Here is a 15523-nt window from a genome sequence, read left to right on the forward strand (position 1 = left end):
CGGGGCCGGGCCCGGGCGGCGTGGTCGCTCTGCAAATCCTGGTAGGCTCACGCAGCGTTGAAACGCCCCTGTAGCTCAGTGGATAGAGCGTCTGCCTCCGGAGCAGAAGGTCGCTGGTTCGAATCCAGTCGGGGGCACGGAAGCGAAGCGACGTCCCCGAGTCCGACGGCGGCTCCAGTCGGGGCTCCTTCTCCGTCCCCGGGGCCATCGGCCCCGGACGGGCGGCACGTGCGCGAGGTTCGCGTCGCTAGGCTGGGTGGGTGACTTCCCTCTCCCCCACCGGCCAGCAGTTCGAGATCCGTGCCGGCGATGCCGTCGCGATCATCACCGAGGTCGGTGCGAACCTCCGGCTCTTCCGCGTCGGCCAGCGAGACGTGGTGGTGCCCTATGGCGTCGACGAGTTGCCGCCCGCATCGAACGGCGCGGTGCTGGTGCCGTGGCCGAACCGGATCCGGGACGGCCGCTACACCTGGGACGGCCAGGAGCTGCAGCTGCCGCTGACCGAGCCGGAGCGGGGCACCGCCCTGCACGGGCTCGTCTGCTGGCAGCGGTGGACCGTGCTCGAGCACACCGCGGACGCCGTCGAGCTGCGCCTGGACCCCGCGGCCACGCCCGGCTACCCGTTCCAGGTCAGCACGCGGATCCGCTACACGATCGGTACGGACGGCCTCGCGGTCACCGCGACCACCGCGAACATCGGCCCCGCTGCAGCCCCGTACGGGATCGGGTTCCACCCGTGGCTCTCCCCCGGTCCGGGCAGCCTGGACGACGCCGAGCTGCAGCTCGATGCGACGGCGTGGATCCCGACAGATGAGCGACTGCTGCCCACGGGCGTGGCCGAGATCCCCGAGGATCTGGACTTCCGGGAGCCGCGACGGATGGGCCGGACCGCCCTCGACGACGCGTTCGTGGGTGCGCTCTACGACGACCGTGGCCTGTCCTGGCTGCGGCTGCGCGGCACCGACGGGCGCTTGGCGTCGGTGTGGATGGACGAGTCGCTACGGACCTGGCAGATGTGCACCGGTGACGAGGTGGCCGCCCCGCAGGCGCGGCGCACCGGCCTGGCTGCCGAGCCGATGACGTGTGTGGCGGACGCGTTCCGCAGCGGCGAGCGGCTGATCCGGCTGGAGCCGGGTGCCGACCACACGGTGCGCTGGGGCCTGCGGCTCGACTGATATCGGCCGCCGCCACGCAGCACGTCCCGCCGCCGCGCAGGACCTCCCGCGCTCTGGCTGCCCGTCCGGCAGGCCGGTTCGGATCCCCGGGCTTGCTGGTCGGATCCGCGGGCGTGCTGGGGGCTGGCAAGCCCGGTGCGGAGTGCTCAGCCCTCGGAGCAGAGCGGGGTTTCGCTGGTGAGCGGGGCCGCGTCGTGGGTGGCCAGCCAGCTCTGCGGGTCGACCGTGGTGAGGGCCTCGTCGAGGTGGATCTCCAGGTGCAGGTGCGGGCCGGTGGAGTTCCCGTAGGACCCGACCGCGCCGATCACCTCACCGGCTGAGACCGCATCGCCGACATCGACGAACACGCCGTTCGGGTACATGTGGACGTACCAGGACCAGATCGGCTCGCCGTCGATCTCGTGCTGAACGATCACGAGCATCCCGGACCGGCCGTCCTTGCCGCCGCCGGCGTAGATGACCTCGCCGTCGGCGATGGAGTGGATCGGGGTTCCGGCTGCCGCGGCCAGGTCCACCCCGGTGTGTTCGGAGTAGCTGCCGTAGATCGGGTGGGAGCGGTAGCCGTAGCGCGACGTGATCGAGTAGGAGCCCGCCGTGATCGGCATGACCAGGTCGACCGGGGTCATGGTGGTCTCCGCGGCGACCACGCCGTTGGCCTCGAGGCCGGCCGTACCGCACGTGAGTTCGTCGCGGGACCCGTTGTCCCGGCTGGCCGCGGCGAGGGCGCGAGCGCGGGCCTCGGGGTCGGCCGCCAGGGCCTGGGTGCCATCGGCGGGGACGTAGGCCCCGCCCGCGAGGATGTCCAGCGCGCTGGTCGCGGCGAGGGTCTGGGTGGTCGCCTCAGCCGACGGCGAGTCCGGGAGCGCGGCGCCGGTGAGGGGCACGACGGTCGTCGCGACGCCGAGCGCGGCCAGGACGGCGAGCCTGGGCACCCACCGGTGCACCCTGGGCTGCTCGGTCGTCGGCTTGCGGCCGGCCGGTCGGTTCTCGGCCGCCGGGCGTCGCCCGACCGGGCGGAGCCGTGACCGCGCCGCGGTGTGGGTGGCGGTGGTCTCGGCGTCCGAAGGATCGGCGACGGCGGCAGCGACCTGGTCGTCTGTGGTGCGGTCGTCTGTGGTGCGGTCGTCTGTGGCCCGGTCTTCGGGGGTCTCGTCGTCCGCGGTCTCGTCGTCCGCGGCCAGGTCCTCCGCGGCCTCGTCGTCCGCCGGCCGGTCGTCGGCGGCGTCGTCGCCCGAGGCGTCGGTGCCCAGGTCCTCGACGTCCGGGACCGCAACGGCCTCGTGGGCGTCCTGCTCCTCGGCGCCCTCGGCGACGGCGGCCGCGATCTCGGGCTCGACCGGCTCGTCGGTCGGTTCGACCGCCTCTGCCTGCGCCTGGGACGCCGCGTACTCCGCGGCGCGGGCGGCGGCCTCGGCGGCACGCTCCCGTTCGCGGATCTGCCGGCGGGTCAGGGACGTGACAGTGGCCTCAGGGGTCGCGAGATCGTCAGCGGTCAGATCACGCTGAGAACTCACACGGCCTCCGGGGGAAAGGTGTTGGACACAGGTAGAACGAGGGACTGCACTGCTGGGATTCACGATCACGAGCGGTAGGGGGCCCGCCAGGACCGGATCACGAAACCATAACGGATGGTCCTTGAATCGGTCCAGATCCTGTGAGCGAACCCACGCGACGTGCCGGGGTACCTTAGGCAGGCTCGGCCGTCGGGATCAAACCGATCGGGCCACAGCGCGCCGGCGGGTGTGTCGATCACCGCTGCTGGGCCCGCTGCATCGAGTCCCGGACCTCGCCCACCAGTTCCTCGAGGATGTCCTCCAGGAACACCACCCCGATCCGCTCCGGCGCCGCCTCGCCGTTGGTCCCGACACCCGGAGCGAGCATCTCCCCGGCGCCGATCCCGGCTTCCGGTGCGGCACTGATCGCGGCCAGGTGGGCACCGGTGCGCTGCATCGCGGCGAGCACGTCCTCGATCTCGTCCTCGGTGGCGGCCATGGCCATCGGCCGCACCCGCCAGTCCGGCACCGGGGCCTGGCGCAGGGCGCCGGTGTCGGCGTACAGGACGTCCTTGACGTGCAGGTAGCCGGTGATCGCCGTGCCCTGCGTGACCGGGAACCGGGAGTACCCGGTCTTGGCGACCGCGTGCTCCACGTCCTCCGGCGTGCACCCCAGGGGCAGGGTGACCAGCTTCTCCACGGCCACCATCACGGTGCCGGCGGTGGCCTCGGAGAACTCGATGGCGCCGGTGAGCAGGCCGAGCTCGTCGTCCAGCAACCCCTCGGCCTGGGACCGCTCCACGATCGCGGCGACCTCCTCGGCGGTGAAGGTGGACGTGACCTCGTCCTTGGGTTCTACGCCGCCGAGTCGCAGGATCGCGTTGGCCAGCCAGTTCAGGAACCGGATCACCGGGGAGAGCACCCGGGAGATCCACACCAGCGGCGGGGCGAACCACAGCACCGCGCGCTCCGGAGCGGACACGGCCAGGTTCTTCGGAACCATCTCGCCCAGGACCACGTGCAGGTAGACCACGATCGCGAGCGCGACCACGAAGCCGACCACATGGCTGGCCTGGGCGGGCAGGCCCACGGCGATCAGGGGACCTTCGACCAGGTGCGCGATGGCCGGCTCGGCGACGGCCCCGATCCCGGTGGAGCAGATCGTGATGCCCAGCTGGGCGCACGCGAGCATGAGCGAGACGTTCTCGATGGCCCACAGCGCCGTGCGGGCGGCCCGGGAGCCGGACTCCGCGATCGGTTCGATCTGGGATCGGCGCGCGGACATGATCGCGAACTCGGCGCCCACGAAGAACGCGTTCGCAGCGAGCAGCACGAGCGCCAGGATGAGCGCGGTCGAGGAACTCATCGGTCCTCGCTCGCGGCAGCGGGTTCGGCCGCGCGCACCTGGATCGTGTCCACCCGCCGGGAGTCCATGGTCTGCACCCGCAGCGTCACGCCGGGCACCTCGACCTCATCGCCCACGGCGGGCAGGCGCCCGAGCGCGGTCATCACCAGGCCGCCCAGCGTCTCGTAGGGGGCCTCGTCCGGGACCACCAGCCCGGTCTGTTGGTACAGCTCGTCGGGTCGTAGGCTGCCCGGCACGATCCAGGTGCGGGCCGGACCGGGCCGCACCACCCGCCGTCGACGGTCGTGCTCATCGGCCACCTCGCCGACCAGTTCCTCGACGACGTCCTCGAGGGTGACCACCCCGGACGTGCCCCCGTACTCGTCGACGACCACCGCCATCTGCAGACCGTCACGCAGCTCGACCAGGAGCGGTCCGAGCCGGATGGTCTCCGGGACCTGCGGCGCCTCATCCATCAGCGCGCCGACGGGCACCTCCCCGCGGCGTTCGTACGGAACCGCGATCGCTCGGCGCAGCTGGACGATGCCGACCACCTCGTCCGGTGAGGCGTCGATGACCGGGAACCGGGAGTGCCCGGTCGACCTGGCCAGTGCGAGCAGGTCCGTGGCGCTGGTGTCCCGGTCCACCGAGTGCATCCGCATCCGGTCCGTCATCACGTCGACTGCGGTGAGCCGGCCCAGGCCGATCGACCGGGTGAGCAGGGTGGCGGTGGACATCTCGAGCGTGCCGGCCTTCGCGGAGTGCCGCACCAGCGCAGCCAGCTCGGTGGCGGAGCGTCCCCCGCTGAGTTCCTCGCGGGGCTCCACCCCGAACATCCGCAGCACCCGGTTCGCCGACCCGTTCAGCACCGTGATCATCGGCCGCAGCGCGGTCGTGAACGCGTGCTGGAACGGGATGACCGTCTTGGCCACCTTCATCGGGTCCGAGATCGCCCAGTTCTTCGGGACCAGCTCACCGAAGATCATCGAGAACGTGTTCACGACCACCAGACTGACGACGACCGCCACGGCTGTCGCGATCGCCGTCGTCAGGCCGGTGCGCCCCAGCGGCACGGCGACCAGGTTCGCGACGGCGGCCTGCATCGTGTAGCCGAGCAGCACGGTGGTCACGGTGATCCCGACCTGCGCCCCGGAGAGCTCCGTGGACAGGTGGCGCAGGGCCCGTGCAAGCAGCCCCGCGCGCTTGTCCCCGGCGGCGCTGCGCCGGTCCACTCCGGCCGGGTCGAGCGCGACGAGCGCGAACTCCGCGGAGACGAACAGTGCCGTCCCTGCGGTCAGCACCACCCCGAGCAGCACCAGCAACCAGTCGGCGATCATCGGATGAGACCGAGGGCCCTTCGACGGGTGGCGGCGGGATGGCCAGACATAGTGGAGCCAGAGTAGCGCCCACCTCCCTGACCCCGAGGCTCGCGTGTGCCAGAGTTTGCCCATGTCGACCGCGCAGCCGAACACCTCAGTGCTCATCGTCGAGGACGAACCGGAGATCGCCGCCCAGATCGCCCGCCGGCTCCAGGCCGAGGGCTGGACGCCGCACATCGCCGGCGACGGACCGTCCGGGGTGGAGGCGGCCGCCACGGTGCGTCCGGACCTGATCGTGCTGGATGTGATGCTGCCCGGGATCGACGGCCTCGAGGTGTGCCGCCGGATCCAGGCCGAGCAGGCCACCAACGGGCGACCGCCCACGCCGATCCTGATGCTGACCGCCCGCGACGACGAGACCGACATGCTCGTCGGGCTGGGCGTCGGCGCCGACGACTACATGACGAAGCCGTTCTCGATGCGGGAGCTGCTGGCCCGCCTGAAGGTGCTCCTGCGCCGGGTGGAGCGGTCCCGGCAAGCGCCGGCGACCGCGTCCGGCGAGCCGCCGATGGTGCTCGGCGACCTGATCATCGACCGGGCGGCGCGCCGGGTGAACCGGTCCGGCGAGGAGGCGCACCTGACCCCGACGGAGTTCGACCTGCTCGTCTGCCTGGCGCAGAGCCCTCGGACGGTGCTCTCCCGCGAGCGCCTGCTCGCCGAGGTCTGGGACTGGGCGGACGCGTCCGGCACCCGCACCGTGGACTCGCACGTGAAGGCACTCCGGCGCAAGCTCGGCTCGGACCTGATCCGCACCGTCCACGGGGTCGGGTACGCCCTCGAGCCCACGGCCAGCTGACCACGCAGCCGATCCCGGCGCCACCGCGATGAAGCCGCATCCATGAGCACCCCGCACGTCCGGCACGCCCGCTCCACCGAGTTGAGTTGGTGGCGTCGGACCCTGGCCCTGGTGGGTGACCTGCGCCCGCTGGACCCGATGCGCTCGATCAAGATGAAGCTGATCGTGATCATCGCGGCCACGGTCGCCATGTACACGCTCGTCACGTGGGCCGGGATCCGGTTCGGCTTCGGGGTCCTGAACACGTTCCCGTTCGCGCTCGGAGCATCGCTGATCCTCACCCAGATCCTCGCCCGGGGGATGACCCGGCCGCTGCGGGAGATGACCGCCGCCGCCCGTTCGATGGCACGCGGCGACTACTCCACGCGGGTCCACACGAACAGTCAGGACGAGGTCGGCGAGCTCGCGGCCGCGTTCAACTCGATGGCCCAGGACCTGGACACCCTGGACGCCCAGCGCCGGGAGATGGTGGCCAATGTCTCGCACGAACTGCGTACCCCGGTGGCCGCGCTGCGCGCGCAACTGGAGAACATGGCCGACGGCGTGGTGGAACCGGACCCGGACGCCCTCGAGGGCGCGCTCACGCAGATCGAGCGGCTCTCCCGGCTGATCACCTACCTGTTGGACCTGTCCCGGCTGGAGGCCGGTGCGGCCAGCCTGGCGCTCACCGAGTTCGAGGTGCAGGAGTTCCTCGACGATGTCGCCACCCAGGCGCGGCACGCGGCCGCCGGCTTCGGGCGGGACCTGCGCTGGGAGGTGTCGACGCTGCCACCGGACCTGCACCTGACGGCCGACGAGGAACGACTGCGGCAGGTCATCTCCAACCTGCTCGGCAACGCGTCCCGGCACTCCCCCCGCGGCGGCACCGTCTCGCTGCGGGGCCGGTACTCGGCCACGACCGACGAGGTCGTGATCGAGGTGCTGGACGAGGGCCAGGGGATCCCGGTCTCGGACCGGGAGAAGGTCTTCGAGCGGTTCGAGCGCGGCAACGCGCCGGCGCAGCGGGGCGGGCTGTCCACCGGCGGCACCGGCCTGGGGCTCGCCATCGCCCGCTGGGCTGTGAGCCTGCACGGCGGCATGATCGCGGTGGCCGACCCGCCGGGCGGCACCGGCGCCATGCTGCGGGTGACGCTGCCGGCTCGCGGGCCGGCCGAGGGCCGCGCCCATCCCGCCACGCCGGGCACCTGAGCGCGCCCTCGGTGCGGGTCTCCACGCCGAGCACCTCAGGCGGCCGAACCCGGCACGCCCACAGGCAGTCCACAGCAACCGCGGCGGCGGAGAAGACGAAACGTTGACCAGCGTTTGAATGACCGTCGTCGGGTCGGGTCCGCCGCATCACATTTTGGCGTGGCAGGCGTGCTCCGGTGAGGTTTCCGTGTTGTTCGTCACCTAGGCTTGAGGAGACGAACCCGCACCCCAGCTACCTTTTGGAAGAGGGCGATCCTCGAGTGTCCCAGCAGGCACCCCACGACCCTGTCTCGGTTCCCACGAACTTCGGCGGCAACGAATGGCTCATCGACGAGCTGTACGCCCAGTATCGGGAGGACAAGTCGCAAGTCGACCCCACGTGGTGGGAGTTCTTCGAGAACTATCGCCCCGCCGACCTCGCCGCCAACGGCACCGCAGGTAGCAACGGCGCCCCCACTGCCAAGCCGGCCACCGCACCGGCCGCCACGAAGGCAGCCCCGGCCGCGCCTGCCCCGGCACCCCGGGCGAAGGCGACGAACCCGCCCGCCGCAGCGACGCCGTCGGCCCCCGCGCACAGCGCCGCGCAGGCGAGCGCCCCGACCCCGCCTGCCGAGGAGGTCCGCGCCGACCTGCCTCCCGCCGCGCCCGAGGTCACCGCGGAGGCACCGACCGCCCCCTACACGAAATCCCTCACCGGCGGCGGTCCCCGCAGCGCAGGTGGCGACGACGAGGTCGAGAAGTTGCGTGGCGCGTCCGCCCGGACCGTCACGAACATGGTCTCCAGCCTCGACGTGCCGACCGCGACCAGCGTGCGCTCGATCCCGGCGAAGCTGCTCGTGGACAACCGGATCGTCCTGAACAACCACCTGCAGCGCAGCCGTGGCGGCAAGGTCTCCTTCACCCACCTCATCGGCTTCGCCGTCGTGGAGGCCCTCGGAGACATGCCCGAGATGAACGCCGGCTACCGCGACCTGGACGGCAAGCCGGGCATCGTGCGCCCGGCCCACGTCAACTTCGGGCTGGCCATCGACCTGGCCAAGCCGGACGGCACCCGGCAACTGCTGGTGCCCTCCATCAAGGAAGCCGAGACGATGGACTTCGCCCACTTCTGGGCGGCCTACGAGGACATGGTCAAGAAGGCCCGCGGCGGCAAGCTCGAGGTTTCGGACTTCGCCGGCACCACGATCTCGCTCACGAACCCCGGCACCATCGGCACCGTCCACTCGGTGCCGCGGCTGATGGCCGGGCAGGGCACGATCATCGGCGTCGGTGCCATGAACTACCCCGCCGAGTTCCAGGGGGCCTCCACCGAGACCCTCGCGAAGCTCGGTGTCTCGAAGATCCTGACGCTGACGTCCACGTACGACCACCGGATCATCCAGGGCGCCCAGTCCGGTGACTTCCTGCGGATCGTCCACGCCAAGCTGATCGGCGAGGACGGCTTCTACGACCGGGTCTTCGCCTCGCTGCGTGTGCCGTACGAGCCGGTCCGCTGGACCCAGGACACCAACGCCGACGCCGAGGACGACTTCGGCAAGCCGGCCCGGATCGCCGAGCTGATCCACGCCTACCGCTCGCGCGGGCACTTCATGGCCGACACCGACCCGCTGGCCTACCGTCAGCGCCGGCACGCCGACCTGGACGTGCAGAACCACGGCCTGACCCTCTGGGACCTGGACCGCACCTTCCCGACCGGCGGCTTCGGCGGCAAGCCCAAGGCGCTCCTGCGGGACACCCTCGGGCTGCTGCGCAACTCCTACTGCCGCACCATCGGCTCGGAGTACATGCACCTGCACGACGCCGCCCAGCGCAAGTGGCTGCAGCAGCGCCTGGAGTCCGGCTGGGCCAAGCCCGAGCCGATCGCGCAGCAGCAGATCCTGCGCAAGCTCAACGCCGCGGAGGCGTTCGAGACGTTCCTGCAGACCAAGTACGTCGGGCAGAAGCGGTTCAGCCTCGAGGGTGGCGAGTCGCTCATCCCGCTGCTGGACAAGATCCTGGAGCGCTCGGCCGAGGAGGGCCTCGACGAGGTCGGCATCGGCATGCCGCACCGCGGCCGCCTGAACGTGCTGGCGAACATCGCCGGCAAGTCCTACGCGCAGATCTTCGCCGAGTTCGAGGGCAACCAGGACCCGCGCACCGTGCAGGGCAGCGGCGACGTGAAGTACCACCTCGGCACGGAGGGCATGTACACGTCCGTGAGCGGGGAGTCCACGAAGGTCTACCTGGCCGCGAACCCGTCCCACCTCGAGGCCGTCGACGGCGTGCTCGAGGGGATCGTGCGCGCCAAGCAGGACCGGATCGACCTCGGCGGGGCCGGGTTCTCCGTGCTGCCGATCCTGATCCACGGGGACGCCGCCTTCGCCGGGCAGGGTGTGGTCACCGAGACCCTGAACATGTCCCAGCTGCGGGGCTACCGCACCGGCGGCACCGTGCACATCCTGATCAACAACCAGGTGGGCTTCACCACCGGCGCGTCCTCGTCCCGTTCCACGCTGTACGCCACGGACGTGGCGAAGGGCCTGCAGATCCCGGTCTTCCACGTGAACGGTGACGACCCGGAGGCCGTCGCGCACGTGGCCGAGCTGGCGTTCGACTACCGCCAGGAGTTCCACAAGGACGTCATCATCGACATGGTGTGCTACCGCCGCCGCGGTCACAACGAGGGCGACGACCCGTCGATGACGCAGCCGGTGATGTACTCCCTGATCGAGAAGAAGCGCAGCGTCCGCAAGCTCTACACCGAGGCGCTCGTCGGTCGTGGCGACATGACCGAGGACGAGGCCGAGGAAGCACTCTCGCACTACAAGGGCGAACTCGAGCGGGTCTTCACCGAGGCCCGCTCCGGCGGCAGTACCGCCACCGACGACGTCCAGGTGGCCGGCCTCGAGCGTCCGGAGTCCCAGCTCGAGGACGCCGGCGTGATGGTCGGCTGGGAGACCGCCGCACCCGCTCAGATGCTGGAGCGGATCGGCGAGGCGCACGTGCGCCCGCCGGAGGGGTTCACCGTCCACCCCAAGCTCCTCCAGATGCTCCAGAAGCGCCACCAGATGTCCACCGACGGGGACATCGACTGGGCCTTCGGGGAGATGCTCGCGTTCGGCTCCCTGCTGCTCGAGGGCACGCCGGTGCGCCTGACCGGGCAGGACTCGCGCCGCGGCACGTTCGTCCAGCGGCACGCGGTCCTGCACGACCGGGTCAACGGTGCCGAGTGGACCCCGCTGATGTATCTCGCCGCGGACCAGGGCAAGTTCTGGGTGTACGACTCGTCCCTGAGCGAGTACGCGGCACTCGGTTTCGAGTACGGCTATTCGGTCGAGCGACCGGATGCCCTGGTGCTCTGGGAGGCGCAGTTCGGCGACTTCGTCAACGGCGCCCAGACGATCATCGACGAGTTCATCTCCTCCGCCCAGCAGAAGTGGGACCAGAGCTCCTCCGTGGTGCTGCTGCTGCCGCACGGCTACGAGGGCCAGGGACCGGACCACTCCTCCGCCCGCAAGGAGCGGTTCCTGCAGCTCGCGGCCGAGGACAACATGATCGTCGCGGAGCCGTCCACCCCGGCGAACCACTTCCACCTGCTGCGACGCCAGGCGTACCAGCGCCCGCGTCGCCCGCTGATCGTGTTCACGCCGAAGCAGCTGCTGCGGCTGCGGGCGGCCACGTCCTCGGTCGAGGACTTCACCACCGGTACGTTCCAGACGGTCATCGGCGACTCCGCCGTGGACCCGGCCGCGGTCGACCGTGTGCTGATGTGCAGCGGGCGGGTCTACTACGACCTGCTCGCCGAGCGCACCAAGCGTGAGGACACCAGGACCGCGATCGTCCGCCTCGAGCAGCTCTACCCGCTCGACGACGAGGCCATCCGCGCCGAGCTCGGCCGGTACCCGAACGCCGAGTTCGTCTGGGTCCAGGACGAGCCGAAGAACCAGGGTGCGTGGAGCTACCTGGTCCTCAACCTGGTGTACGCGCTGCCCGAGATGTCTGAGGCGGCTCGGCTGAAGGGCCGGTTGAGCGTGGTGTCCCGCCCGAACATGGCGGCCCCGTCCGCCGGTACCGGCAAGAAGCACCAGGCGGAGCAGGCCACCTTGCTGAGCGAGGCATTCCAACGGTGAGCGCCGCGTCCCCAGACGCGGCGGGCACGCGCATCTGTGTGGTCGGCGACGAACTCGTCGCCGGGTTGGGCGACGCCCGCGGGATGGGCTGGGTCGGCCGGGTCGCCGCCCGGACGCCCTCGGAGTCGCCGTTGGCGTTCTTCACCCTGGCCGTGCCCGGCGAGACCAGCACCTCCCTGTCCGGGCGCTGGGAGACCGAGTGCAACCGTCGCTTCGGGTCCGGGGAGAACCGCCTCGTGGTGGCCCCCGGTTCCGCGGACCTGCTGCACGGGGTGTCCCTGGCCCGTAGCCGGCTGAACCTGGCGAACGTGCTCGACGACGCCGCCAACCGGCAGATCCCAACGTTCGTGGTGGGCCCACCACCGCGCACCGACGTGCCCGAGTCCGCGCTCGGGGATCTCTCCGGGGCGTTCGCGGATGTCTGCCAGCGCCGTCGGGTGACCTACGTGGAGACGTTCGAACCGCTGCGTACCCATGAGCAATGGCTGTCGGACACCTCCGCCGGCGACGGCACCCACCCGCAGCAGGCCGGCTACGGCCTGCTCGCCTGGTTGGTGCTCCACAACGGCTGGCACGAGTGGTTGGGCCTGCCCCAGGAGTGAGGACACCTGTGACCGACACCTTCACGGTCTCCGGGCAGGTCTTCCTGCGCGACGGCGCACCGCACCAGATCATCTCCGGCGCCGTGCACTACTTCCGGATCCCGCGCGCGCTCTGGGAGGACCGGCTGCGCCGGCTGCTCGCCATGGGCGCCAACACCGTCGAGACGTACGTGGCGTGGAACTTCCACGCCCCGCACGCGGGCGCCGCACCCGACTTCACCGCAGGCGCGGACCTCGGTGCGTACATCGATCTCGCCGGTGAGCTCGGCCTCGACGTGATCGTGCGCCCCGGCCCGTACATCTGCGCCGAGTGGGACCTGGGCGGGTTCCCCTCGTGGCTGCTGACCGACGACGCGGCCGCCGGTGCGCTGCGCACCTCGGACCCGGCCTACCTCGCCCACGTCGACGAGTGGTTCGACGTCCTGATCCCGATCATCGCCGAGCGCCAGCTCACCCGAGGCGGCCCGGTCATCGCCGTGCAGGCGGAGAACGAGTACGGCAGCTACGGCAACGACGCCGCCTACCTGCGGGCGATGGCCGACGGGCTTCGGGCGCGCGGGATCGACGTGCTGCTGTTCACCTCGGACGGCCCGGAGCCGCTGATGCTGGCCGGTGGCACGGTGCCGGGCCTGCTCGCGACGGCGAACTTCGGTTCACGGCAGGCCGAGGCCTTCGCGGAACTCGCCCGGGCGCGCCCGGACCAGCCCGGGATGTGCATGGAGTTCTGGAACGGCTGGTTCGACCACTGGGGCGCCCGGCACCACACCCGCGACGCCGCGAGCGCCGCCGAGGAACTGGCCGGGATGCTCGCGGACGGCCGCTCGGTGAACTTCTACATGGCGCACGGCGGCACGAACTTCGGGGTCTGGGCCGGCGCGAACTGCCACGACGCCGAAGACGCCGGTGCGGGACCTGGGTATCAGCCGACCATCACCTCCTACGACTACGACGCCCCCATCGCCGAGGACGGCGCGCTCACCGCGAAGTTCGAGGCGTTCCGGGACGTGATCGCCGCGCACACCGGGCGCACGCCGCCCGCTCCCCCGTCGGCCCCGGTGCGGCTGGCCCCGCGCACGGTCGAGGTGCAGGCCTCCCTCGACCTCGGCGCCGTGCTCGACGGCGTCCCAACGGTTTCCGCACCGACGCCCCGTTCGTTCGAGCGGCTCGGCATCCACCACGGTGTGGTCCGGTACGTCACCACGGTGCCGTCGACGACGCCGCCGATCCCGGCCGCGGACCTGCACCTGGACGGTCTGGCCGACCTCGCCACCGTGATGGTCAACGGCGCACTCGTCGGCCGCCTCGGCCGCACCCAGGCGGACCCCGCGTACGGCCCGGCGGGCGACGGCCTGCGGATCGAGCTGGACCAGCCCGTGAACACGATCGAGATCACCGTCACCTCGCTCGGCCGGGTGAACTTCGGCCGCCACCTGCGCGATCCCAAGGGCTTGGCCGCGGTGCGGTTCTCGCACCAGCACCTGTTCGGCTGGGAGCATGCGGGCCTGGACCTGACCACGCTGCCGGAACTGGACTGGTCGGCCGCGGAGCCGACCACCGCCGTCGGGCTCGAGCCGGTCACCGGCGCCGGCGTGCACCGGGCGGAACTGGACCTGACCGAGGTCGGCGACGGCTACCTGGCACTGCCGGGCTGGCGGGAGGGGTACGTGTTCCTGAACGGCTTCAACCTCGGCCGCTACTGGAACGCCGCGGGCCCCCAGCGCACGCTCTACGCACCCGCGCCGTGCTGGCGCGTCGGCAGCAACGAGTTGGTGGTGGTCGAGTTCAGCGGTGCCGGGGACAGCATCGAGATCCGGCAGGACGCCGACCTCGGCTGAGCAAGGGCGCGCGCCCCCGGCCGCTAGTCCCCGCCGCCCCCGGAACGGCTGGATCCGACCAGGTCTCCGGCCTTCCAGTCGGCCCAACCCGGCTGACCCGCCATGAACGCCTCGATCTCCTCCTTGGACGCGGCGAGCGTGGGGTCGTTCCTGAGGTAGTGCCGCGTCTCCCGCACGATCAAGCCGCTCAGCACCAGCAGACCGATGAGGTTCGGCAGCGCCATCAACCCGTTCATCACGTCGGAGAAGTTCCACACCACCCCGAGCTGCACGGTGCAGCCGACGAACACCACGAGCGAGAAGATCACCCGGAACGGCATCACTGCGCGCCGCCCGATCAATCGTTCGACGTTGCGCTCGCCGTAGTAGGACCAGCCCAGGATGGTGGAGAAGGCGAACAGCGCCAGCCCGATGGTGACGACCCAGTGGCCCCACTCCCCCGGCAGGCCGTGGGTGAACGCCTCGCCGGTCATGATCGCGGCCGAGATCTGCTCCCCGGCGGCGTCCACCTCGCTCCAGACCCCGGTGGTGATGATCACCAGCCCCGTGCAGCTGACCACGATGATCGTGTCGATGAAGGTCTGGGTCATGGACACCAGGCCCTGGCGGACCGGGTGGGTGGTCTTCGCCGCCGCGGCCGCGATCGCCGCCGAGCCCATCCCGGACTCGTTGGAGAAGATGCCGCGCGCCACCCCGTACTGGACCGCGATGATGATGGCCGAGCCGGCGAAACCGCCCACCGCGGACGTGCCGGTGAACGCGTCGGTGAAGATCTGCGCGAACGCACCGGGCAGGGCCTGCACGTTCACGGCGAGGATGTACAGCGCGCTGAGCACGTAGAACACGATCATGATCGGCACCAGGGCGGCGGTCACGCGGCCGATGGACTTGATCCCACCGACGAGCACCACGAATGCCAGCAGGGTCAGCACCACCCCGGTCACCACCACCGGCACACCGAAACTGTGCTCCAGGTTCGTGGCGATCGAGTTGCCCTGCGTCATGTTCCCGATCCCGAAGCAGGCGATCGTGGCGAACACCGCGAACGTCAGCGCCAGGACCTTGCCCGCCTTGTTGTTGATCGCGCGTTCCAGGTAGTACTGCGGCCCACCCGACTTCTCCCCGGCGGCGTCGGTGGTGCGGAACCGGACGGCGAGGAAGGCCTCCGAGTACTTCGAGGCCATGCCGAGCAGCCCGGTCACCCACATCCAGAACAGTGCGCCCGGCCCACCGATGCCGATGGCCGTGGCGACCCCCACGATGTTGCCGGTGCCGACGGTGGCGGCCAACGCCGTCGTGAGTGCCTGGAACTGGGAGATGTCCCCCTCGGCGCCCACGTCCTTACGCCGCAGCAACCCCAGGCGCAAGGCCGCGCCCAGGGTGCGGAACTGCAGCCCGCCGAGCCTGATCGTCAGGTACAGCCCGGTGCCGAGCAGCAACGGGATGAGCAGGTACGGGCCCCACACCACCGAGCCGATCTGCCCGAGTACCTCTTCCAGTCGTGACATCGAATCCCCCGATCCTTCGTCGCCGTCGAGAACGTGTCTGCCTCGGCCGGTCATCTCCCGACGAGCGTGCCAGCCCCGTGTTTCGCCCGGGTG

General features: G+C 71.0%; 10 protein-coding genes and 1 tRNA gene. 7 read left to right on the plus strand and 4 right to left on the minus strand.

The window, feature by feature from the left end; genetic code table 11:
* Window positions 1–64 precede the first annotated feature (64 nt).
* A tRNA-Arg gene (locus KCQ71_RS09235) sits at window positions 65–137 on the plus strand.
* 123 nt (window positions 138–260) lie between these two features.
* On the plus strand, window positions 261–1175 hold the full coding sequence (locus tag KCQ71_RS09240; RefSeq protein WP_223405093.1) for an aldose 1-epimerase family protein: 915 nt from the start codon (window positions 261–263) through the stop codon (window positions 1173–1175).
* A gap of 146 nt (window positions 1176–1321) precedes the next feature.
* On the opposite strand, the gene KCQ71_RS27585 is transcribed toward KCQ71_RS09240, so the two are convergent.
* From KCQ71_RS27585 to KCQ71_RS09255, 3 genes are all read right to left on the minus strand, one after another.
* Window positions 1322–2689, minus strand: a complete 1368-nt coding sequence (locus KCQ71_RS27585; RefSeq protein ID WP_223405095.1) for a M23 family metallopeptidase — start codon at window positions 2687–2689, stop codon at window positions 1322–1324.
* A 235-nt stretch (window positions 2690–2924) separates the two neighbouring features.
* Complete coding sequence (locus KCQ71_RS09250) at window positions 2925–4034, minus strand: hemolysin family protein (protein WP_223405097.1); 1110 nt, start codon at window positions 4032–4034, stop codon at window positions 2925–2927.
* On the minus strand, window positions 4031–5350 hold the full coding sequence (locus KCQ71_RS09255) for a hemolysin family protein (RefSeq protein ID WP_223405099.1): 1320 nt from the start codon (window positions 5348–5350) through the stop codon (window positions 4031–4033). Before KCQ71_RS09255 ends, KCQ71_RS09250 begins: the two co-directional genes overlap by 4 nt.
* Before the next feature lie 112 nt (window positions 5351–5462).
* Between KCQ71_RS09255 and KCQ71_RS09260 the strand changes: the two genes are divergently transcribed.
* From KCQ71_RS09260 to KCQ71_RS09280, 5 genes are all read left to right on the plus strand, one after another.
* A complete protein-coding gene (locus KCQ71_RS09260; RefSeq protein ID WP_223405101.1) occupies window positions 5463–6188 on the plus strand; it encodes a response regulator transcription factor in 726 nt (241 codons plus the stop codon).
* A gap of 42 nt (window positions 6189–6230) precedes the next feature.
* Window positions 6231–7376 carry a HAMP domain-containing sensor histidine kinase gene (locus tag KCQ71_RS09265; protein WP_223405103.1) on the plus strand — a complete coding sequence of 382 codons (1146 nt, stop codon included), beginning with the start codon at window positions 6231–6233 and terminating at the stop codon, window positions 7374–7376.
* 260 nt (window positions 7377–7636) lie between these two features.
* Window positions 7637–11485 (plus strand): multifunctional oxoglutarate decarboxylase/oxoglutarate dehydrogenase thiamine pyrophosphate-binding subunit/dihydrolipoyllysine-residue succinyltransferase subunit, encoded by a 3849-nt coding sequence (locus KCQ71_RS09270; RefSeq protein ID WP_223405105.1) that lies wholly within the window; start codon window positions 7637–7639, stop codon window positions 11483–11485.
* Complete coding sequence (locus KCQ71_RS09275) at window positions 11482–12087, plus strand: GDSL-type esterase/lipase family protein (RefSeq protein ID WP_223405106.1); 606 nt, start codon at window positions 11482–11484, stop codon at window positions 12085–12087. Before KCQ71_RS09270 ends, KCQ71_RS09275 begins: the two co-directional genes overlap by 4 nt.
* Before the next feature lie 8 nt (window positions 12088–12095).
* Window positions 12096–13922: a glycoside hydrolase family 35 protein gene (locus KCQ71_RS09280; protein WP_223405108.1), complete on the plus strand. Its 1827-nt coding sequence runs from the start codon at window positions 12096–12098 to the stop codon at window positions 13920–13922.
* A gap of 23 nt (window positions 13923–13945) precedes the next feature.
* Here the strand turns inward: KCQ71_RS09280 and KCQ71_RS09285 are convergent, their stop codons facing one another.
* Window positions 13946–15430 carry an alanine/glycine:cation symporter family protein gene (locus KCQ71_RS09285; protein ID WP_223405110.1) on the minus strand — a complete coding sequence of 495 codons (1485 nt, stop codon included), beginning with the start codon at window positions 15428–15430 and terminating at the stop codon, window positions 13946–13948.
* Window positions 15431–15523: the final 93 nt, after the last annotated feature.

It is taken from the genome of Occultella gossypii, from assembly GCF_019947135.1.
Taxonomy (GTDB): Bacteria; Actinomycetota; Actinomycetes; order Actinomycetales; family Beutenbergiaceae; genus Occultella; species Occultella gossypii.